The 19,155-nt window shown below is 74.7% G+C and carries 18 protein-coding genes; 6 read left to right on the top strand and 12 right to left on the bottom strand.

Annotated features, from left to right (window positions below; translation table 11 throughout):
* Positions 1-37 precede the first annotated feature (37 nt).
* Genes ACQP1P_RS02065 through ACQP1P_RS02030 form a run of 8 tightly spaced genes read right to left on the bottom strand, consistent with a single transcriptional unit; the run spans position 38 to position 9,007 of the window.
* Positions 38-1,819 carry a DUF4012 domain-containing protein gene (locus ACQP1P_RS02065; protein WP_433082551.1) on the bottom strand — a complete coding sequence of 594 codons (1,782 nt, stop codon included), beginning with the start codon at positions 1,817-1,819 and terminating at the stop codon, positions 38-40.
* Positions 1,809-3,017 (bottom strand): glycosyltransferase, encoded by a 1,209-nt coding sequence (locus ACQP1P_RS02060; protein WP_433082549.1) that lies wholly within the window; start codon positions 3,015-3,017, stop codon positions 1,809-1,811. The genes ACQP1P_RS02065 and ACQP1P_RS02060 overlap by 11 nt, the downstream gene beginning before the upstream one ends.
* Positions 3,002-4,282 (bottom strand): O-antigen polymerase, encoded by a 1,281-nt coding sequence (locus tag ACQP1P_RS02055; RefSeq protein WP_433082547.1) that lies wholly within the window; start codon positions 4,280-4,282, stop codon positions 3,002-3,004. Before ACQP1P_RS02055 ends, ACQP1P_RS02060 begins: the two co-directional genes overlap by 16 nt.
* On the bottom strand, positions 4,272-5,537 hold the full coding sequence (locus ACQP1P_RS02050) for a lipopolysaccharide biosynthesis protein (RefSeq protein ID WP_433082545.1): 1,266 nt from the start codon (positions 5,535-5,537) through the stop codon (positions 4,272-4,274). The genes ACQP1P_RS02055 and ACQP1P_RS02050 overlap by 11 nt, the downstream gene beginning before the upstream one ends.
* Positions 5,534-6,688 carry a glycosyltransferase gene (locus ACQP1P_RS02045; RefSeq protein ID WP_433082544.1) on the bottom strand — a complete coding sequence of 385 codons (1,155 nt, stop codon included), beginning with the start codon at positions 6,686-6,688 and terminating at the stop codon, positions 5,534-5,536. Before ACQP1P_RS02045 ends, ACQP1P_RS02050 begins: the two co-directional genes overlap by 4 nt.
* On the bottom strand, positions 6,685-7,308 hold the full coding sequence (locus ACQP1P_RS02040) for an acetyltransferase (RefSeq protein ID WP_433082542.1): 624 nt from the start codon (positions 7,306-7,308) through the stop codon (positions 6,685-6,687). The genes ACQP1P_RS02045 and ACQP1P_RS02040 overlap by 4 nt, the downstream gene beginning before the upstream one ends.
* Positions 7,305-7,880, bottom strand: a complete 576-nt coding sequence (locus tag ACQP1P_RS02035) for a sugar transferase (protein ID WP_433082541.1) — start codon at positions 7,878-7,880, stop codon at positions 7,305-7,307. The genes ACQP1P_RS02040 and ACQP1P_RS02035 overlap by 4 nt, the downstream gene beginning before the upstream one ends.
* Positions 7,877-9,007 carry a DegT/DnrJ/EryC1/StrS family aminotransferase gene (locus tag ACQP1P_RS02030; protein ID WP_433082539.1) on the bottom strand — a complete coding sequence of 377 codons (1,131 nt, stop codon included), beginning with the start codon at positions 9,005-9,007 and terminating at the stop codon, positions 7,877-7,879. The genes ACQP1P_RS02035 and ACQP1P_RS02030 overlap by 4 nt, the downstream gene beginning before the upstream one ends.
* 27 nt (positions 9,008-9,034) lie before the next feature.
* Between ACQP1P_RS02030 and ACQP1P_RS02025 the strand changes: the two genes are divergently transcribed.
* Positions 9,035-9,529, top strand: coding sequence for a low molecular weight phosphatase family protein (locus tag ACQP1P_RS02025; RefSeq protein ID WP_433082537.1), 495 nt, complete (start codon positions 9,035-9,037; stop codon positions 9,527-9,529).
* On the opposite strand, the gene ACQP1P_RS02020 is transcribed toward ACQP1P_RS02025, so the two are convergent.
* Positions 9,504-10,946 (bottom strand): polysaccharide biosynthesis tyrosine autokinase, encoded by a 1,443-nt coding sequence (locus ACQP1P_RS02020; protein WP_433082535.1) that lies wholly within the window; start codon positions 10,944-10,946, stop codon positions 9,504-9,506. The two genes, ACQP1P_RS02025 and ACQP1P_RS02020, sit on opposite strands and share 26 nt — an antisense overlap.
* 116 nt (positions 10,947-11,062) lie before the next feature.
* On the opposite strand from ACQP1P_RS02020, the gene ACQP1P_RS02015 reads away from it, so the two are divergent.
* A complete protein-coding gene (locus ACQP1P_RS02015; RefSeq protein WP_433082533.1) occupies positions 11,063-12,820 on the top strand; it encodes a polysaccharide biosynthesis protein in 1,758 nt (585 codons plus the stop codon).
* Here ACQP1P_RS02015 and ACQP1P_RS02010 read toward each other — a convergent pair.
* The 3 genes from ACQP1P_RS02010 to ACQP1P_RS02000 all read right to left on the bottom strand — a co-directional run bounded on the left by ACQP1P_RS02010 (position 12,768) and on the right by ACQP1P_RS02000 (position 16,135).
* Positions 12,768-13,724, bottom strand: coding sequence for an NAD-dependent epimerase/dehydratase family protein (locus ACQP1P_RS02010; RefSeq protein ID WP_433082531.1), 957 nt, complete (start codon positions 13,722-13,724; stop codon positions 12,768-12,770). The genes ACQP1P_RS02015 and ACQP1P_RS02010 overlap by 53 nt on opposite strands.
* 335 nt (positions 13,725-14,059) lie before the next feature.
* Positions 14,060-14,926, bottom strand: coding sequence for an LLM class F420-dependent oxidoreductase (locus tag ACQP1P_RS02005; protein ID WP_433082529.1), 867 nt, complete (start codon positions 14,924-14,926; stop codon positions 14,060-14,062).
* A 102-nt stretch (positions 14,927-15,028) separates the two neighbouring features.
* Positions 15,029-16,135 carry a substrate-binding domain-containing protein gene (locus ACQP1P_RS02000; protein ID WP_433082527.1) on the bottom strand — a complete coding sequence of 369 codons (1,107 nt, stop codon included), beginning with the start codon at positions 16,133-16,135 and terminating at the stop codon, positions 15,029-15,031.
* A gap of 43 nt (positions 16,136-16,178) precedes the next feature.
* Between ACQP1P_RS02000 and ACQP1P_RS01995 the strand changes: the two genes are divergently transcribed.
* The 4 genes from ACQP1P_RS01995 to ACQP1P_RS01980 all read left to right on the top strand — a co-directional run bounded on the left by ACQP1P_RS01995 (position 16,179) and on the right by ACQP1P_RS01980 (position 19,114).
* Positions 16,179-16,610, top strand: coding sequence for a MarR family winged helix-turn-helix transcriptional regulator (locus ACQP1P_RS01995; protein WP_433089780.1), 432 nt, complete (start codon positions 16,179-16,181; stop codon positions 16,608-16,610).
* Positions 16,607-16,966: a VOC family protein gene (locus ACQP1P_RS01990; RefSeq protein WP_433082525.1), complete on the top strand. Its 360-nt coding sequence runs from the start codon at positions 16,607-16,609 to the stop codon at positions 16,964-16,966. Before ACQP1P_RS01995 ends, ACQP1P_RS01990 begins: the two co-directional genes overlap by 4 nt.
* A 309-nt stretch (positions 16,967-17,275) precedes the next feature.
* Positions 17,276-17,485, top strand: coding sequence for a hypothetical protein (locus tag ACQP1P_RS01985; RefSeq protein ID WP_433082523.1), 210 nt, complete (start codon positions 17,276-17,278; stop codon positions 17,483-17,485).
* 33 nt (positions 17,486-17,518) lie between these two features.
* Positions 17,519-19,114 carry a hypothetical protein gene (locus tag ACQP1P_RS01980; protein WP_433082521.1) on the top strand — a complete coding sequence of 532 codons (1,596 nt, stop codon included), beginning with the start codon at positions 17,519-17,521 and terminating at the stop codon, positions 19,112-19,114.
* The last annotated feature ends 41 nt before the right edge of the window (positions 19,115-19,155 follow it).

Here is a 19,155-nt window from a genome sequence, read left to right as displayed (position 1 = left end):
GGGAATTACCGTAAACCCGCATTGGGGGTGAACCGGACTATTTCTCGCAACTCGGGCCAGGTTGCAACCGAGTCGTCCACGGCGAGATGCCCGGCGTCGTGATGAGCCGCGGTTCGACGGCCCCCCTGGTCCCCGTCGGACCCGAGACCAGATCCACGACGAGGGTGCTCCTGGCCCCGGGCGCGAGGTCCACGGCCAGCACGGCGACCTCGCGGCCCTTCTCGTAGCCGGTGCCGAAGTCGACCTCGGCGCCGTCCTGCTTCGCCGCGATGGGCGAGCCGCCGCTCGGGGCGTAGACGAGCACGTTGGTGCGCAGGACGCCCTCCCCGGCCAGGCCGAGGCCGAGCACGCTGCGCGGCAGGCCGCTGCTGGGCGCGGTGGAGCCGAGCTCGACGGTCAGCCGCAGCGGGCGGGTGCCGTCGTCGAGGCAGCGACCGGCCTCCAGCGTGACCGAGTGGGTCAGGTAGTAGCCGAGCTTCGCGCCGGTGCCGTCGTTGAGGAACACGCCCACCGTGGGGTGTTCGCCGTCGTCGGCCGGCAGGGTGCCCGCGAACGGGGTCCGGGCGATCTCGGCCTGCTCCTCGGGGTGCGCGCTCCAGGCCAGCAGCCGCCGCTCGTGCGTCGCCCGGGTCAGGGCCTGCACGATGCTCCGGCTCATCGGCACGCCGCCCATGAGCCTGTCGAGCACCGCCTTGGCCGCCCCGGCGAAGAAGGCGTCCTGGTCGGGCTCGGCGGCTATCTTGAGGTACACGTCGGACAGCAGCTGCCGCACCGCCGTCGCCCCGGTCAGCTGCGCGCCCCCGGGCAGGTTCACCGGGCCGGTCGCGCCGAGCAGGTAGGCCAGCGCGACCGGGTCCGTGGCCAGCACACCGTCGACGGCGAGGCCGGAGCGGCGGCGGTACATCTCCCGGATCAGCGCGGCCGCGGTCGGGAAGTCGGGGGTCAGGTTCACGTCGGCCGGGTAGGTGCCGAGCCGGTTGGTGAACAGGTCCTCCTGGTCGGGGTCGAGCGGCAGCACCGGCGCGTCGAAGTCGCGCAGCGTCTTGGCCGCGGTGCCCTGCTCCACGAGGGAGACCCGGCCGTGGTCGGTCCGCACGACGGCGAAGGCGCCGGGCATGCCGCCGGTGGCGCGGGCCTCGGCGAGGTTCTGGAACAGCACGAGGTAGGTCCGCGGCCCGTCGGCCCCGAGCAGCGCCGGCAGCAGCTTGGCGGCCTGGGCGGCCGGGTCGAGCATCGGCACGACGCGGTCCAGGCCCGCGTCGACCTGGTCCAGGGCGGTGCGCACCCGGGCGTCGAGGCCGCCGCGGTCGAGCCCGGCGAGCCGGTGCCGGGCGGCCTTGGCGACGGCGGCGGCCTCGGCGATCCGCGGCGCGGCGCCCGCCACCGCCTTGAGCCGGGTCGCGTCGCCGTCCATGGCGGCGCTCATGCCGTCGGCGGCGTCCAGCAGCGGCGGCAGCACCTCCCGGGCGAGCGCGTCGACCGCCTCGGCGACCGCTGCCACCGCGGTGAGATCGTCCCCGGCCACGGGCAGGCGGCGGCCCAGCCACCAGCTCGGGCCGCGGGCGTCGGCCCGGGCGGCGCCGGTCTGCCGTTGCAGATCCGCGGTGGTGCGCCGGGCCGCGGCCAGGTCCCCGGCGCGCAGCTGCGCCTCGAGGTCCCCGACCAGCGTCGCGGCCCGCCGCAGATGCCCGGCCGCGTCCGCGCCCACCGTCGCCAGGCGCAGCCCGAACCCGGCGAGCACCACCAGCACGACCACGGCCGCGGCGACGATCCGCCGTCTCCGGGTCCGCAGCAGGCGCTTGAGCTGTTCAATCGGCACCGCTGACCACCTCCTCGACTCGATCGGGGGCGGTGAGGACACGCAGGGCGCGGTAGAAGTCCGCGCGCCGTCGTTCGAGGGTCTCGGCGGCGTAGGCGCGGGCCCGGCCGAGGTTGCGGGCCGAGGCGGCGGCCATCGCGGCGGGGTCGGCGGCGAGCGCGGTGATCGCGCGGGCCAGCGCCACCGGGTCCCCGGGCGGGACCAGCCGGGCGCCGCCGAGCAGCTCGGGCACGCCGCCGACGGCGGAGGCGACGGCGGGCAGGCCGCGGGCCATCGCCTCGATCAGGGCCCGGGGCAGGCCCTCGGTGCGCGAGGGGAGCACGAAGAGGTCGGCGTCGTCGAGGAACAGGCGCACGGGCGCGCCGGGCGGGACGGCCCCGGCGAAGGAGACCCGGCCGCCGAGCCGGAGTTCGCGCACCAGCCGCTCCAGGTCGGCCCGGCACCGGCCGTCGCCGACGTGCACCAGGCTCGCCTCGATACCGGAGCCGGCCAGCAGCGGCAGCGCCTCGATGAGCGTGTCGATCCCCTTGTACGGCTGCTCCAGCGAGCCGACGGTGACCAGCCGCAGCGCGACGCGCGCCGAGCCGGTGTCCCGCCGGGGCGCCTCGGCGAACGCGGCCTCCTCCAGCTGGATGCTCGAGTACGCGGCGGTGACGGCGCCGGGCGCGGCCGGGTAGCGGGCCTGCAGCGCGCGCTGCGTGACGTAGGAGACCGCGGACGCGGCCCGGCACTGGGCGCGCAGGCGCCGCGTGAACCACCAGCGCAGCAGCGGCCGCAGCGGGTGCCGGGAGGCGCCGGGGGCGAAGACGTCGTGCGGGTCGCCGACGACCTCGAGCCCGAACGGCGCCGCGCGCAGGCGCTTGCGCAGGAGCGTGCCGATCGCCGAGGGCACCCGCAGCAGCACGGCGTCGCCGGGCGCCACGGCGTCGCGCAGCGCACGCCTGATGCGCGGCAGCCGCAGCAGGTACCGCCCCGGGCCGACGTAGTGCGGGAGCGGGTACACCTCGACCCCATTGCCGTCGACGCGCCGGGCCTCGGGCGGGTGACCTGGGCTGTCCTCGCAGCGGGCCACCACCCGCACCTCGCCGAAGACGGCCCGGTAGCGCTGCCAGAAGTCGTTGGGTGCGCCCGTCGTGGACCAGACGGCGCCGTCCGGGGTGCGCAGGTACCGCTGCTCGGTCGTCACGACGAGACGCATGCGGCCTCCTCGTCGTCGGCGCGCGCCGAGTCACGGGCCCGATCCGAGTCATGGGCGCGCGCCGACTCATGGGCCCGCGCCGAGTCATGGCCCCGAGCCGAGATCATGCGGATCACGCCGAAGAAGACCGCGCCGTAGACGACCGTCTTGAGCAGCGACTGGCTCTCGCCGCGGAAGCCGTACATCCAGGCGACGGTGAACAGGATGCTGGCGTAGGCGTAGACCGGCGCCCGGTCCACGCGGTTGACGAGCCAGCGGTGCACGGCGGTGAGCAGCGCGAAGAGCGCCGGGATGCCGGCCAGGCCGAAGTTCGCGTACGCCTCCCCGGTGAGCGAGAACCCGTAGCCGGAGTCGCTGCCGGGCGCGTACCGGTCCACGAGCCACTGCGCGAGCGGGGCCCGGTGCTGGCCCGGGATCAGGTTCACCAGCGCGTGCAGGTAGCTGGCGCCGTGCATGTACGGCTCCGTCGACGGCACGTGCCCCATCACCCAGGTGTCGACGAACAGCACCGAGCCCTGGTTGAGGATCGCGCCCGCGTCCGCGCCGCCCGGCGAGCCGCTCCCCCGCAGCGCGAAGAGGGCGGTCGCGCCGAGCAGCAGCCCCGCGCCCCACAGCACCGAGCGCGGCAGCCGGCGCTCGGTGCGCACCAGCTCGCGGTGCAGGACCAGGGCGAAGAGCACGAAGACGAAGTCGCGCTCGCCGGTGGCCAGGCAGTAGGCGATGTAGGCGCCCAGGTTGACCCGGTAGGCGAACCGGCCGGTCGAGCTCTCCTGCGCGATGAAGTACAGCGCGCAGGCGCACATCTCCAGCAGCAGGTAGTCGTAGTGGAAGGGGCCGGCGACGGCGATGCGGTCCAGCTTGTTGCCGGCCAGGAACGCGGGGCCGCCCCAGGCCAGGACCCCGAGCGCGTACAGCGCCAGCAGCGCCAGCACCGCGGGCACGAGCGGCATCCGCCGGCCGGTCTCCAGCTGCTGGATGGGGTCGCGGATGTCGCGGCGCTGGCGCAGCAGCAGCCCGGCCGCGGCGACCCCGGCGAAGGCGAGCAGGAGCCCGAGCGCGGCCCGGCCGATGAGCAGCGTGTTCGTGCCGAAGTAGATGGTGCCGCCGAGCAGGTGGCTCACCACCGGGCCGAAGCCGAAGAGCAGGAAGTACGCGGCGAGGTAGGCCAGCATGTCCCGCCGGCCCCCCGCGAACAGCAGCACCGGCAGGACCAGGGCGGCGAGCCCGGCCGACCACCAGGGCTGCGCCGCGAGGTCAAAGGGCACGCCGCAGCACCTCCCACTTCAGCGCGCAGTGCACGAGCGCGGCGACCGCGGTGGCCCACGCCGCCCCGAGCACCCCGTAGCGGGGCACCAGCAGCAGCGCGGCCAGCCCGGCGGCGAGGAGCACGGCCGCGTTCACGGCGAGCTGGCCGGTGAAGCGGCGGGCGGCGGAGAGGCCGGCGTCGAGCACGAAGCAGAGACCGCCGAGCACGGTGGCCAGGGTCAGCACCGTCAGCACCCGCCCGCCCTGACCGGAGGCGCCGGCGTACTGCTCGCCGTACAGCCGCCGCAGGAGCTCGGAGCCGAAGAGCCACGCGGCCCACACGCCCAGCCCGCCGGCCACCCCGACGCCGAGCAGCGACTGCCACAGCAGGCCGCGGAAGCCGGCCGGGGTGCCGTGGACGCGCAGCTCGGTCAGGCGGGGCAGCAGGGTCTGGGCGATCGCGGAGAAGAACACGTTGCCGGTGAGCACGAGGTACCCGGCCGCGGCGAACACGCCGAGCGCGGTGGCGCCGAGGCGGTGTTCGAGGGCGTACCGCGGCACGTTCACGGTCAGCGAGGACAGCCCGGAGGCCAGGCCCAGCGGCAGCGCGGTCCACAGCAGCTCGGCGACCCCGCCCGCGGCGCGGTGGGTGTGCTGGCGGACCCGCGGGTCGGGGCGGTTGTGGAAGCGGCCCGCGAACGGCGCGCAGCACATGAGCCAGGTCAGCGCGGACGCGGCCGCGGAGCCGGCGGCCGCCCACGCGATGCTGCTGGTGCCCCAGAGCAGGGCCGCGACCAGCGCGACGGTCAGACCGCCGTTGACGAGCTGGGCCGCCGCGATGCTGCGCTGGTCGTGGTGGCGCTGGAGCAGGCCCAGGTAGATGTCGCCGATGCCGTCGAAGGCCTTGGCCGCACCCACCAGGAGTACGACCGCCGGGGGCAGGCCGAAGAGGATCACGATCGCCGAGATCACGCCCATGGCCGCGCCCATGCCGGCCAGCCGGACGCTCAGGTAGCGGCGGAACGGGTGCTCGCCGTTGGGGTCCGTCACCAGGACCGTGCGCAGCGACAGGTTGGCCAGCAGCACGACGGGCGCCCCGACCGCGAGGCCCAGCGCGTAGTCACCGACCATGGCGGGCGTGCCCAGCCGGGCGACCACCACGAGCACGAGCCACTGGCACAGCGCGTAGCCGCCGTTGCCGGCCATGCCCCAGGCCAGGTTGCCCGTGAAGGACGGCCGCCGGACGGGGCTGGTGCGGTGCCTGGTCGTCGTCATCGCGCGGCGTTCTCCAGGACGTCCGCGACCGCGCGGGCGGCGGGGCGCTGGGCGAACAGGCGCTCGGCCCGCTCCCGGGCCAGCTCGCCGCGGCGGGCCAGGGTGCCGGCGCGGAAGTCGGCGTACGCCTCCCGCAGCGCGCCCAGCAGCGCCTCGGGGTCGTCGCGGGGCACCACCCAGCCCGACGCCGGATCGACGGTCTCCGGCAGCGCGCCGGCGTCGGAGACGATGCTCGGCACCCCCATGGCGGCGGCCTCGACCGCGGCGCCGTGGTTCTCCGACAGCGACGGGCTCACGCTGAGGTCCGCGGCCGCGTAGCAGTCGCGCACGTCCAGGACGGACTCGTGCCAGTCGATGCTCGGGTCGCCCGCGACGTCGAAGCGGGCCAGCAGCTCGCGCTTGTGCGCCGCGCCGGCCGCGTCGAAGCCGCCGCCGAGCAGCACCAGCCGGGCGTCCGGGCGGTCCCGCGCGAACGCCTTCCAGGCGGTCAGGAGCACGTCGTGGCCCTTCACGCCGCGGCCGGGGCGGATCAGGCGCTTCGGGGCGTAGACGTAGGCGACTATGCCCACCACGAACGTGTCGTCGCCGGCGCCGAGGGCCTCGCGGGACGCGGCTCGGTAGGCGGGCGAGGGCGGGGTGAACTCGTCGGTGTCGACGCCGTACGGGATCGCCGGGGTGCGCTCGTCGGCCAGGCCGATCCCGCGGTACAGGCGGGCGATGTGCTCGCTGCCGCCGATGACCACGTCGTCGAGCCGGCACAGGAAGCGCTCCACCGACCGGATCAGCGGCGACTCCAGGAACAGCGGGCCGGGGACCATGTGCACCTTGGCCGCGTCGAGGCCGAGGGCGGCCAGGCGGCAGGCCAGCGCGGAGGCGTACAGGTGGTAGTGCAGCACGTCGGGGGCGATCCCGCGCAGCTGCCGGCGCAGCCGGAACAGGCCGGTCAGGGTGGCGGGCGACGGGCGGAAGCGGAAGTCGAACGCGGACTGCACCACGTCGACGCCCCGGTCGTGCAGCGCCTTGCGCAGCCGCCCCTCGTGCCCCGGCGGCAGCACCGCGACCACCTCGTGGCCGCGCTCGCGCAGCTCGTCGACGTGCGGCAGGGTCCAGCGCCCGCCCTCGTCCGTCTTGAGGACCAGAGCCACCTTCATGTCGCGGGTACCCCCTTCACGGTCGTCTTCGCGTCGACGTCCCGGGTCACGCAGGCCCCGGCGCCGACGGTCGCGTCCGCGCCCACCCGCAGCCCCTGCAGCACGCACGCGGTGGTGCCGATGAGCACCCCGGGGCCGATGTGGCAGTCGCCGGAGATCGCCGCGAGCGGGTTGACCTGGACGAAGTCCTCCAGCACCGAGTCGTGCCCGACGGTGCAGTTCTGGTTGAGGTGCACGTGGCGGCCGACGGTGACGTTGGTGGTGACCCGGGCGCCCGCGAACGCCACGAACCCCTCGCCGAGCACCGCGTCGGCGCCGATCGTCGCCGCCGGGTGCACCAGGGTCGCCGCGGCCAGCCCGTGCAGGCGCAGGTCGTCGTCGATGCGTGCGCGGATGCGCGGGTCGCCGATGCCGATGACGTAGCCGATCGAGGGCCGCTCGTCGCTGAGCCGGGAGCTGGGGCCGAGGAACGGCACCCCGAGCGCGGCGATGCGGTCGAGGTTGCGCTGGCTCGGCCCGTCGTCGACGAAGCCGCGCACCGGCATCCCGGCCGCCCGGGCGATCATGAGCAGCTCCCGCCCGTGCCCGCCGCAGCCGACGATGACCAGACCGTTCTTCATCGCGGTAGACCTTCGAACTCGTGGGCGGTGGCCGCCCCCTGCGCGGTGATGCCGTCGCGGCGCAGCACCGTGCGCACGGTCTCGGCGAGGATGCGCAGGTCCAGCGCGAGCGACCGGTTGCGCACGTATTCGAGGTCGTAGGCGAACTTCTGCTCCCAGCTCAGCGCGTTGCGCCCGCGCACCTGGGCCAGACCGGTGATCCCGGGGCGCACGTCGTGGCGGCGGCGCTGCTCGGCGGAGTAGCGCTCGAGGTACGCCATCGGCAGCGGCCGCGGCCCGACCAGGCTCATGTCCCCGCGCAGCACGTTCCACAGGGCCGGCAGCTCGTCGAGGCTGGACGCGCGCAGGAACCGCCCGGCCGCCGTGAGCCGCTCGGCGTCCGAGCCCGGCCCCTCCCGCATCGAGCGGAACTTGACCAGCGTGAACGGCTCGCCGTGGCGCCCGGCCCGCTCCTGGCGGAACAGCACCGGCCCGCCCAGGGTGGCGCGGACGAAGATCGCGGTGGCCGCGATGACCGGGGCCAGCACGAGCGCGGCGGCGCAGGCGGCGATCAGGTCGAGCGGGCGCCTCATCGCGCGTCCAGGAAGTCGCCGATCGCGTCGAAGACCCGCCGCTGGGCGTCGTCGCGCATCCCGGAGCCGCTGGGCAGGTTGAGGCCGGTGGCGAAGAGCCGGTCGGCGACGCCGGTGAGGGCGGCCCGGTGGCCGCGGAACACCGGCTGGGCGTGCATCGGCTTCCACACCGGGCGCGTCTCGATGTCGCGGGCGGCCAGCCACGCGCCGAGGTCGGCGGCGGCCCAGCCGGCCCGCTCGGGCTCGACGATCAGGGTGGTGAGCCAGCAGTTCGCGTCCGAGGCACGACCGGCGTCGTGCTCGCCCAGCAGGCGGGTGCCGTCCGTCGCCGCGAAGATCTTGGCGTACCGCTCCCGCAGGGCCCTGCGCCGCCCGATCATCTCGTCCAGGCGGGACAGCTGGGCCCGGCCGAGCGCGGCGAGCAGGTTCGACAGGCGGTAGTTGTAGCCGATGTCGCGGTGCTCGTAGTGCGCGACGGGCTCCCGGGCCTGGGTGGCCAGGTGCCGGCAGCGGGCCGCGAGGTCCTTGTCGTCGGTGACGACCATGCCGCCGCCCGAGCTCGTGATGATCTTGTTGCCGTTGAACGACAGCGCGGCCGCGCGGCCGAAGGAGCCCGCCGGCCGGCCGTCCCGGCTCGCCCCGAGCGCTTCCGCGGCGTCCTCGATCACGGGCACCCCGAGGTCGGTCAGCGACGCGTACTCCGCGACCGAGCCGAACAGGTCCACCGGCACGATCGCGCTCACGATCCGGCCCTCGCGCCGCAGCTCGGCGACGGTGGCCGCGGTCAGATCCGGGTCGAGGTTGCCGTCGCCGGGCAGGCTGTCCACGAAGACCGGCTCGGCCCCGGTGTAGACGACCGCGTTGGCCGTGGCCGCGAACGTCAGCGTCGGCACGATCACCGCGTCGCCCGGCCCGACGCCGATCGCGAGCAGGGCCAGGTGCAGGGCCGCGGTGCCCGAGCTGACCCCGACGGCGTGCGCGGTGCCGCACCGGCGGGCGACCTCGGCCTCGAAAGCGTCGAGATCCGGGCCGGCGGGCGCGACCCACCCGGACCTCAGCGCGTTGACCAGATAGCGCTCCTCGACCCCCGAGACGTCGGGCGCCGAGAGAAAGATCCGCGTGTTCACCACACACCCCCGCTGGAGTCGGCCCTGATGCTGTTCGTCTGCCGGGCCAACCGGTGCCGGTCCGCGATGGCCGAGCGGCTGGCCCGCGCGCTCGGCCTGGACGCCACGAGCGCCGGCAGCCACGCCGTGCCGGGCCTCGCGATGCCCGAGCACGCCGAGACCGTCCTGCGCGAGCGCGGCGCGGACCCGTCGGGCTTCGTGAGCCGCCGCGTGGTGCCGTCGCTGCTGCTGGCCGCGCCGCTGGTGCTGACCGCGACGCGGGCCGAGCGCGCGCACTGCGTGAGCATGGCCCCGGCCACCGCGGGCCGGACGTTCACGCTGCGGCAGTACGCGCGGTACGTCTCGGCGCTGCCGCCCGGGCCGGTGTCGCTGCGGGACATCTCCGCGGTCCGCGGGCGGCTGCAGCCCGGCACCCCCGCCGACGACGACCTCGAGGATCCCTTCGGCGGCCCGATCGAGGGCTTCCGGGAGTGCGCCGCGACGATCGAGGGCATCCTCAGGCTCCCCGCGTTCCGGCCTTGACCGGCTGGGGCTCCTCGTCGACCGGCTGCACCGGGGCCGCGGGCAGGGCGCGCTGGGGGCGGTGGGCGCCCTCGTGGGGGCCGTAGTACGCGTAGGTGTAGCCGTCGCCGTTGCCGCCCTTGGCCCCGTTGAGCACGCAGCCGAACAGCCGCGCCGAGACCGCCTCGATCGCCTCGACGGCCGCCTGGGCCTGGGTGACCGTCGTCCGCCCGGCCCGCGTGACCAGCACCGCCCCGTCGGCCCGGCTGGCGACCACGGCCGCGTCGGTGACCACGAGCAGCGGCGAGGTGTCGACCACGACGTACTCGAAGTCCTCGCTGACCTCGGCCAGCAGCCGGGTCATCTGCTGGGAGCCGAGCAGCTCGCTCGGGTTGGGCGGGATCGTGCCGCTGGGCAGCACGTAGAGCTCCTGCTCGCCCCAGCGCTGCACCGCCGTGTCGACGTCGACCTGCCCGACGAGGACGTTGGTCAGGCCGACCGCGCCCTCCAGGTCGAGGTACTCGGCGAGCTTCGGGCGGCGAACGTCGGCGTCTACCAGCAGCACCCGGTGCCCCGCCTCGGCGAGCACGATCGCGAGGTTGCACGCGATCGTGGACTTGCCCTCGTCCGGCAGCGCGCTGGTCACCACGACGCAGCGGGCCCGCCGGTCCGGGTCGACGAACTGCAGGTTGGTGCGCAGGTGCCGCATCGCCTCCCCGCGCGGGGACCACGCGGCGTCCTCGACGAGCAGGGGCGACTCGACGGCGTGGGCGTCGTGCGGTACCGCGGCCAGAATCGCCTTCCTCGTGGCCTGCCGCAGCGCCGCGACCGAGCGGATGCTGTTGTCCAGCAACTCCCGCAACACCGCGGCGGCGGCCCCCGCGACCAGGCCGAGCAGGAGCGCGACCGCGAAGTTGCGGGCCGGCTGGGGGCTGATGGGGTCGGTACTGACCGAGGGCCCGGTGACCACGTCGACGCGCACGGTCGGGTTCGTGCCGCCCGGCGGGGTCTCCAGCGTCGCCACGAGCGCGGCGAACTTCGTCGCGACCGCCTCGGTGACCCGCAGGGCCCGCGCGCTGTCCGTGTCGACGACGGTGACCTCCAGCAGCACCGTGTCCGGCACCGTGCGCGCGCTGATGCGCCGGCGCACCCCGGCCGCGTCGAGGCCGACGCTCGGGTCGGCGGCGACCGCCGTCGCGAGCCGGTCGCTGCCGACGAGGTTCACGTAGGAGCGGGCGCGCTGCTGCGAGAACAGGCCGCCCTGGTAGGCGTCGGTGACCCCGCTGCTCGGGGTGCTCACGAAGAAGGTGACGCTCGCGGCGTAGGTCGGCGCCGTCTGCGCCGTCAGCACCACCGCGGCGACCAGCGCGAGGCACGCCGTCGTGGCCACCAGCCACCAGCGTTTCCGGACCGCGCTGACGTAGTCGCGCAGCTCCATACGCCATGACCTCCCGTAGCCGTTAGCTCAACACAGCGTGACATCTCGACCGGGGGTTCGGGAGCGATACGGGCTTTTACGCCGAAATGGGACGGTTATTCATGAAGAATCGTCGCGTGGACGATCACCGACCCGCGGGGCCCGGGGACTGGCCGGCCGACCTGTACGCCTGGACCGGAGGGCTCGCCCTCGCCGCGGCCCTCACGCATCCGCCCCTGCCCGCCGCGGCGGGCACGATCCTGCTGGCGGCCGCTCTGCACTCACTCGCGGCGTGGCCGATCCAGCTCTACCGGCGGCGGTACGAGCGCGCCTCCATGAGCGAGCTGCGGGCGCTCGTCGCCACCGTGGTGATCGCCGGTGGCCTGCTGACCGCGCTCGCGCCCGTATCGCGGGTGATCCCGCTGCTCGGCGGCGCGGCGGCCCTGACCGCCATGGTGGCGATCCGCTGGACGCGGCTCGCGCGGCGGCCGTCGCGCGCGAGCGAGGGCGTCCCGGTGCTCATCTACGGCGCGGGCGCGGCCGGGCACCGGCTGCTGCGGGCGATGTCGCGGGACCCGCACTGCCGCTACCGCCCGGTGGGCTTCCTGGACGACGACCCGCACAAGCGCCGGATGCGCATCTGCGGCATTCCCGTGCTCGGTGGCCGCGGCGCCCTGCGCGCGGCGTTCGCCGCGACCGGGGCCGAGGGCGTGATCTTCGCCGTGCGCAACGAGGACGGCTCGCTGCTGCGCACCCTGCGCCGCGACCTGTCCAACATTTCCGGATATTTCCTGAAAGTGCTGCCCTCGCTCGACGCCTCGCTCGACTTGGACCAGGTGCGCGACGTCCAGCTGGCCGACCTGCTCGGCCGGCGGCAGATCGAGACCGATCTCGCCGCGATCGGCGACTACCTGACCGGCCGCCGGGTGCTCGTCACCGGCGCGGGCGGCTCGATCGGCTCCGAACTGTGCCGCCAGCTGCACCGGTTCGCGCCGGCCGAGCTCATGATGCTCGACCGCGACGAGTCCGCCCTGCACGCGGTCCAGCTCTCCATCCACGGCCGGGCCCTGCTCGACGACCCGTCGCTGATCCTGGCCGACCTGCGCGACGCGGCCACCATCCGGCGCGTCTTCGAGGACCGCCGGCCCGAGGTGGTCTTCCACGCGGCCGCGCTCAAGCACCTCACACTCCTGGAGCGCCACCCCGCCGAGGCGCTGCAGACCAACGTGCTGGGCACGCTGAACGTGCTGGAGGCGGCCGCGGCGACCGGCGTGCGGCGGCTGGTCAACATCTCCACCGACAAGGCGGCCGCCCCGACCAGCGTGCTGGGCTACTCGAAGCGGATCACCGAGCGGCTGACCGCGCACCACGGCTTCCTCAACGTGCGCTTCGGCAACGTGCTGGGCAGCCGGGGCTCCGTGGTGACCGCGTTCCGCGCACAGATCGCCCAGGGCGGACCGGTCACGGTGACGAGCCCCGACGTGACGCGGTACTTCATGACCATCCCCGAGGCCGTCGAGCTGGTCATCCAGGCCGCGGCCATCGGCTCGGGCGGGGAGGCGCTGGTGCTGGACATGGGCTCGCCGGTGCGCATCGCCGACCTGGCGCGCCAGCTCATCGGCGACGCGCCCGTCGAGATCGTCTTCACCGGTCTGCGCCCCGGCGAGAAGCTGCACGAGGAGCTGTTCGCCCCGGGCGAGGCCGACGTGCGGCCGCTGCACCCGCTCATCTCGCACGTCCGGGTCCCGCCGCTCGACCCGCCGCTGGCCCGGGCCCTGCGCGGCGACGGGGCCGCGCTGGTCGGCGCGATGGCCGACCTGTGCGTGGTGCCCGCGGCGCCGGCTATTGCGGCGCCGGCGTTGCCTGACCTTGAAACTGCCGCGCGTACCAGCTGACCGTCTCGGCCAGGCCCTCGTCCAGCGGCACCGGGCCGTGCCCGGGGAACAGCTCCTGCAGCCGCGTCGAGTCGGCCTGGGAGTCGCGCACGTCGCCGGGGCGGGCCGGGTCGAAGACCACCTCGACCGGCCGGTCGACCAGGGTGCGGATCTTGTCGACCAGCTCCAGCAGCGACGTCCGCGTGCCGAAGGCGAGGTTCACCGGCGTCGGGCTGGTGACCCGGCGCACGGCGGCGTCGGTGAGCAGGCGGGCGACCGAGCCCACGAACGTGAAGTCCCGCGTCTGCCGCCCGTCGCCGTGCACGTGGACGGGCTGCCCGCGCAGGGCGGCGTCGGTGAAGGTGGGGATGACGGCGGCGTACGCGTGGCCGACCGACTGCAAGGGCCCGTACACGTTGAAGAACCGCAGCGCGAGCACCGGCAGGCCGTAGGTCGCCCCGTAGGCGAGGATCGCGGACTCGGCGGCCAGCTTGCTCGCCGCGTACGGGCTCTGCGGCCGGGTCGGCAGCTCCTCGTGCTTGGGCAGCGTGCGGGTCGGCCCGTACACCGAGGACGAGGACGCCGCGATGATCGGGGTGCCGCCGAGCCGGCACGCCTCGAGCACGTGCATCGTCCCGTTGGCGTTGACCAGGTGGCTGCGCATCGGGTCGGCGACCGAGCGCGGCACGCTGGGCCGCGCGGCGAGGTGCACGACGACGTCGGCCTCGCCCACGGCCGCGTCGATCGCGGGCCGGTCGAGGATGCTGCCGACGACCAGTCGCGCGTCGACGCCGTCGAGGTTGCGCTCGCTGCCCGTGCTGAGGTCGTCGAACGCGACGACCTCGGAGACTCTCGGGTGCGCGGCCAGCTCACGGCACAGATTCCCGCCGATGAACCCCGCCCCGCCGGTGACCAGAACTCTCATCGTTCAAGTCCAACGCGCCCGAAGCCGGACAGATACCCCCTTCGCCGTATTTTCGGACTTTTCGGCGACCCGGTTGACCGTTAGACCGACGCCACACGTGCGCGCGAAGGGTTTCGGCCCCGATCCGGCACGGACCGGGGCCGGGCACGTTCCCAGCGACGGACGAGCGCCGCGGTGTGAGCGCCGTCGATCAGGTCCACCGTCTCACCCAGCGCGCGGTAGTCACCCTCGCTCCATGGGCCGGCGTGCTCAAGCACCGCGACGCTCATCGCCGAGCACCTCCCACCGGCGACCGCTTCACGCTTCTCACGCAAACCCCGGACGAGGCCGCCCCGCTAGATGGAGGCCAGGCGGGGCAGGATCTTCTCGGCCAGGCCGTTGGCGAACTCGACCGGGTTGCGGTCGGGCATGGTCATGACCTCGGTGATGCCCAGCGCCTTGAAGGACTCGACGTCCTTGAGCCACGCGTCCGGGTCGGTCAGGGGCGGGCGCGTCACCAGGGCGGTCTTCACGATCGCGTCGTAGTCGCGGCCCTCGGCGGCGCAGTGCTCGCGCAGCACGTCGAGCTTGTGGGCCACGTCCTCGGCCGAGGTGCCGAAGAGGTTGCAGGCGTCGGCGTACTTGGCCACGAGGCGCAGCGTCTTCTTCTCGCCGCCGCCGCCGATCATGATCATCGGGTGCGGGGTGCTGATCGCGGCCGGGGAGTTCAGGATCTCCGTCAGCCGGTAGTGGGTGCCCTCGAACGTGCCGCCCTCGCCGCTCCACATCCGCAGGCAGATCTGCAGCGTCTCCTCCAGGCGCTCGAAGCGCTCGGCCATCGGGACGACGGGCACGCCCAGGCCCCGCTGCTCCCGCTCGTACCAGGAAGCGCCGATGCCGAGCCGCGCGCGGCCGCCGGAGAGCACGTCCAGCGTGGTGACGATCTTCGCGAGCAGGCCCGGGTGGCGGTACATCACGCCGGTCACGAGCAGGCCCAGCGTCATCTTCTGGGTCAGCGCCGCGACATACCCGAGGGTCGTGTACCCCTCGAGCATCGGCTCCTCGGCCGGCGCGTACTGATCCATCTGGAAGTAGTGATCCATGACCGTGAAGGAGGCGACCCCCGCCTGCTCGGCGACGAGCGCCGTCTCGCGCAGCGTGGGCGCGATGGCCACGGGCTCGGCGGGGTTGGAGAAGTTCCAGTAGTGCAGACCCAGCTTCATAGCCCCATTCTTACGCGCTCGGCGACGGGCCTGCCGGATCCCGCGCAACCTCGCGTGAACACTCTCGGACGCCTCGGCGGCCGCGCGATCCCACCGTCGCCGTCAGCCGCCGAACGCGCCGAGGACGTCGAAGTCGAGCCCGTCCGCGCGGGCCAGGTAGACCGGTGGGTCCACGTGGCGGCCGCGAACGGTGAGCATGCCCCGGCCGCCGGTGATCGTCGTGCCGTCGGCCGCGGCGTCCATGGCCGCCGGGTGCAGGCCGCCGGCCCTCGACGCCAGGGCCGCGAGCAGGCGTACGCCGTCGTAGCAGGCCTCCGCGTGCCCGTTGAGGACCGGGGCCTGCCAGCCGTACCGGTGCGTGTAGCGCTCGACGAAGGCCAGGCCCGCGTCCGTGGCCACGGCGCCGAAGTAGCCCATCGTCGCGTACAGCTCCCCCGTGTCGTCCCCGCCCGTCGCCAGCAGCCCGTTCTCCTCCAGCGCCGCGCACAGCCGCGGGGCGCGCAGCCCGGAGCCGGCGTAGGCGCGGTTGAAGGCGGCCAGGTCGCTGCCCACCAGCGTCAGCAGGACGGCCTCGGCGCGGCGGCGGGTGATCAGGTCCAGCAGCGCCTGCGGGTCCAGCGCCCCGAACGGCACGTACCGCGCGGCCACGACCCGGGCCTGGGCCGCCCGCAGATAGGCGGTCGCCGCTCGGTGGAGCATCCGCGGCCACACGTAGTCGTTGCCGATCAGGGCCCAGCGGCGGGCGCGGCGGTGCCGGACCAGCCAGTCCATCGCCGGGCGCACCTGGCTCGCGGGGGTCTCGCCGAGCAGGTACACGCCCCGGGAGCGCTCGCCGCCCTCGTACGGGGGCGTGAAGACGTACGGGACCCGGCCGCGCAGGGCGCTGACGGCGGCCACGCGCACGTCGCTGGCGTGGGTGCCGACAACCGCCGCGATCGCGCCCGAGCGGGCCAGGTCGGCCAGGTCCTCGGCCACGTCGGCGGGGGGCCGGCCGGCATCGAGCAGTACCAACTCCATCGGACGGCCCAGAAGACCGCCGGCCGTGTTGAGCTCGGCCACGGCGAGCCGGGCGCAGTTGAGCACCGCCGGCGCCATCATGCCCAGCGTGCCCGACGTGGGCACGGCCAGCGCCACGCGCACGGCGCCGCCCGGCTCGGGCGGGAGCAGCCGCGCCTCGAGCGGATCGGAGATGACCCGGACCTCGTCCACGCGCCGAGTATCTTTCCAATGGCGGGCGGGTGGAAGGGTGACCATGGTGGATGCGGTCGGGCTGCGGTCCCACCTCGGATACGTGCTGAGCGAGGCCGAACGCGCGGTCAACCGCGGCCTCGCGGCGGCGCTGCAGGAGGAGGGCGTCTCGGTCGAGCAGTGGCGCATCCTGCAGGCGCTCTCCGACGGGCGCGGGCACTCGATGGGCGACCTCGCCGAGGCCGCGCTCATGCCGCACCCGACGCTGACCAAGGCCGTCGACCGGCTCGTGGACGGCGCGCTGGTCTACCGCCGCCAGGACCCCGACGACCGCCGGCGGGTCGCGGTGTACCTCTCCGAGGCCGGCACCACGCTGCTCGGCCGCCTCGACCACACGGCCACGGCCCACCACCGCGCGCTCGAGGCCGCGTTCGGCACCGCCCGGGCCGAGCGGCTCATGCGCGAGCTCACCCAGCTCATCGAGACCGTCCGATGAGGCTCACGGCGACGGTGCTGAACGCCACGGACGCCCGGCGGCTCGCGGCCTTCTACTCCGCGCTGCTCGGCTGGCCCGTCCGCGCCGAGGAGGACGGCTGGGTGACCCTGCGCGATCCGGCGGGCGGGGCGGCGCTGTCGTTCCAGACCGAGGAGTCGTACGTCCGGCCGGTGTGGCCCGCCGCCGAAGGCGCCCAGCAGATGATGACGCACCTGGACATCGCCTGCGACGACCTCGCCGGCGCGGTGGCCCGGGCCGTCGAGCTGGGCGCGACCGTGGCCGGGCACCAGCCCCAGGAGCACGTGCGCGTCTGCCTCGACCCCGACGGGCACCCGTTCTGCCTCTACGTGCCCTGATCCGCTTGTCATCCGGTCGGCGGCGCAGACCGTCCCGCGCTGACGACAACGCCGCTGCACCCGGCCCGCTACCTTAGGTGAACCAGCCCGGCGACGGGCTGACGGGAAGGCAGTGATCCGCCGGGCGCACCATTCTTGGTCGCCGAATCGGCCCGGCGGGGAGCCAGTGGCGAAACCGGCCCCGGACAACTGTGTGTGTTCCATGGGGATCCGGCGTGTCCTGACGCTCGAATCTCCGACGCATCCGCTCACAGCGCACGCCGCGTGCCCCGCGGTCGCTGCGCCGTGCCCGCACGCCCCGGAGGAACCGTGCTCAAGAAGGTCGTCATCGGCATCGCCGCAGCGGTCTCGGCCGGCGCGCTCGCCCTCGGCATCGGGTTCGGCGTCGCGGCCGACCGGGACTCCGCCCAGCACGCGCCGACGGCGGAGAGCCGGCCCGCGAAGGACGGCGAGATGCCGGCGCCACCCGCGCCGCCGCAGCTCAAGCCGTCCGAGCGCGTCGTCGTCATCGGCAAGTAGCACCAGTACCGCCACTGAGATTCGGGAGAGCTCGTGTTCCAGTCCAAGAAGCAGAAGATCGCCGCCATCGGCGCGACCGCCGCGGCCGTCCTCATCGGCGTCGGCGCCACCGCGTACGGCGCGGTGCCGGACTCCGGCACCGGCGTGATCACCGGCTGCCGCAACACCAGCACCGGCGCGCTGCGGGTCATCGACTACCAGGGCGGCCAGCGCTGCAAGAGCGGCGAGAAGCAGATCCAGTGGAACAACCAGGGCCCGAAGGGCGCCACGGGCGCGACCGGCGCGACCGGCGCGACGGGCGCGACGGGCGCGACGGGCGCCACCGGCGCGCCCGGAGCCAAGGGCGCGACCGGCGCCACGGGGCCGACCGGCGCCACGGGTGCCACCGGCGCGACCGGGCCCAAGGGCGCGACGGGTGCCACGGGCGCCCAGGGCGCGCCCGGCGCGCCCGGCGCTCAGGGTGCGGCCGGCGCCAAGGGCGAGAAGGGCGACACCGGCGCCAAGGGCGAGAAGGGCGACACCGGCGCCGCTGGTGCTCAGGGCGCGCAGGGTGCGCAGGGTGCCCAGGGCGAGAAGGGCGAGACCGGTGCCACCGGAGCCCAGGGCGCCCAGGGCGAGAAGGGTGAGACCGGCGCGGCCGGTGCCACCGGAGCCCAGGGTGCCCAGGGCGAGAAGGGTGAGAAGGGCGACACCGGCGCGACCGGTGCCCAGGGTGAGAAGGGCGAGCAGGGCCTCCAGGGCATCCCCGGCGTCAACGGCCAGGACGGCGCCCCCGGCCCGCAGGGCGAGAAGGGCGAGAAGGGCGACACCGGCGCGACCGGCGCCCAGGGCGAGAAGGGCGAGAAGGGCGAGACCGGCGCCGCCGGGGCCCAGGGCATCCCGGGCATGCCCGGCGCCAGCGCGTACGACATCGCCAAGTCGGCCGACCCGAGCATCGGCTCCATCGAGGAGTGGCTGCAGTCGCTCATCGGCCACGGCACCGACGGCAAGGACGTCTACCAGACCGCGCGCGACAACGGGTACACCGGAACCGAGGCGGAGTGGCTCGACTCGCTCAAGGGCGCGACGGGCGCGACCGGTGCCCAGGGCGCCCAGGGCGCCCAGGGTGCCCAGGGCGAGCAGGGCCAGCAGGGCGCCGCGGGCAAGGACGGCACGGCCGGCAAGGACGGCGCCAACGGCAGCTCGATCCTCACCGGCGCGGGCGCCCCGGCCGCGGCCCTCGGCTCGGTCGGCGACGTGTACCTGAACACGACGGATTTCTCGATGTACAAGAAGACCGACACGAGCACGTGGACCTCGATCGGCAGCATCAAGGGCGCGACGGGCGCCCAGGGTGCCGCGGGCGCCACCGGTGCGACGGGCGCCCAGGGCCCGGCCGGTGCCGGCTACACGAAGGTCACCGCGACCTCGGCCACCACGATCACCTCGACGGGCGCGCGGACGTACACCTTCTCCTGCGCCAGCGGCGTGGTCCTCGGCGGCTCCATCGCGATCAACTCGGGCAGCCTCTCGCAGTCCGGCTCGAAGCGCGACGAGACCGACGAGTCCGGCAAGAGCTGGGTCTTCACGATCAGCCGGGCCGGCAGCGGCTCGGCGAGCTTCACCCCCACCCTCTACTGCGCCGGCTGACGAAGCACCCCCACGGGGCCCCGGCTCGACACCTCGGAGCC

Source organism: Dactylosporangium sp. CA-052675, from assembly GCF_050947935.1.
Classification (GTDB): domain Bacteria; phylum Actinomycetota; class Actinomycetes; order Mycobacteriales; family Micromonosporaceae; genus Dactylosporangium.
The sequence above is the reverse complement of the archived record's forward strand: the minus strand, read 5'-3'. Positions and strand labels throughout refer to the sequence as shown.

What these genes read in the sequence shown, in the direction of transcription:
- ACQP1P_RS02045 (WP_433082544.1), bottom strand. Translation starts at nt 6,688, where the DNA reads ATGAAGGTGGCTCTGGTCCTCAAGACGGACGAGGGCGGGCGCTGGACC.
- ACQP1P_RS02040 (WP_433082542.1), bottom strand. Translation starts at nt 7,308, where the DNA reads ATGAAGAACGGTCTGGTCATCGTCGGCTGCGGCGGGCACGGGCGGGAG.
- ACQP1P_RS01995 (WP_433089780.1), top strand. Translation starts at nt 16,179, where the DNA reads ATGGTGGATGCGGTCGGGCTGCGGTCCCACCTCGGATACGTGCTGAGC.
- ACQP1P_RS01990 (WP_433082525.1), top strand. Translation starts at nt 16,607, where the DNA reads ATGAGGCTCACGGCGACGGTGCTGAACGCCACGGACGCCCGGCGGCTC.
- ACQP1P_RS02010 (WP_433082531.1), bottom strand. Translation starts at nt 13,724, where the DNA reads ATGAGAGTTCTGGTCACCGGCGGGGCGGGGTTCATCGGCGGGAATCTG.
- ACQP1P_RS02020 (WP_433082535.1), bottom strand. Translation starts at nt 10,946, where the DNA reads ATGGAGCTGCGCGACTACGTCAGCGCGGTCCGGAAACGCTGGTGGCTG.
- ACQP1P_RS02050 (WP_433082545.1), bottom strand. Translation starts at nt 5,537, where the DNA reads ATGACGACGACCAGGCACCGCACCAGCCCCGTCCGGCGGCCGTCCTTC.
- ACQP1P_RS02035 (WP_433082541.1), bottom strand. Translation starts at nt 7,880, where the DNA reads ATGAGGCGCCCGCTCGACCTGATCGCCGCCTGCGCCGCCGCGCTCGTG.
- ACQP1P_RS02005 (WP_433082529.1), bottom strand. Translation starts at nt 14,926, where the DNA reads ATGAAGCTGGGTCTGCACTACTGGAACTTCTCCAACCCCGCCGAGCCC.
- ACQP1P_RS02025 (WP_433082537.1), top strand. Translation starts at nt 9,035, where the DNA reads ATGCTGTTCGTCTGCCGGGCCAACCGGTGCCGGTCCGCGATGGCCGAG.
- ACQP1P_RS02060 (WP_433082549.1), bottom strand. Translation starts at nt 3,017, where the DNA reads ATGCGTCTCGTCGTGACGACCGAGCAGCGGTACCTGCGCACCCCGGAC.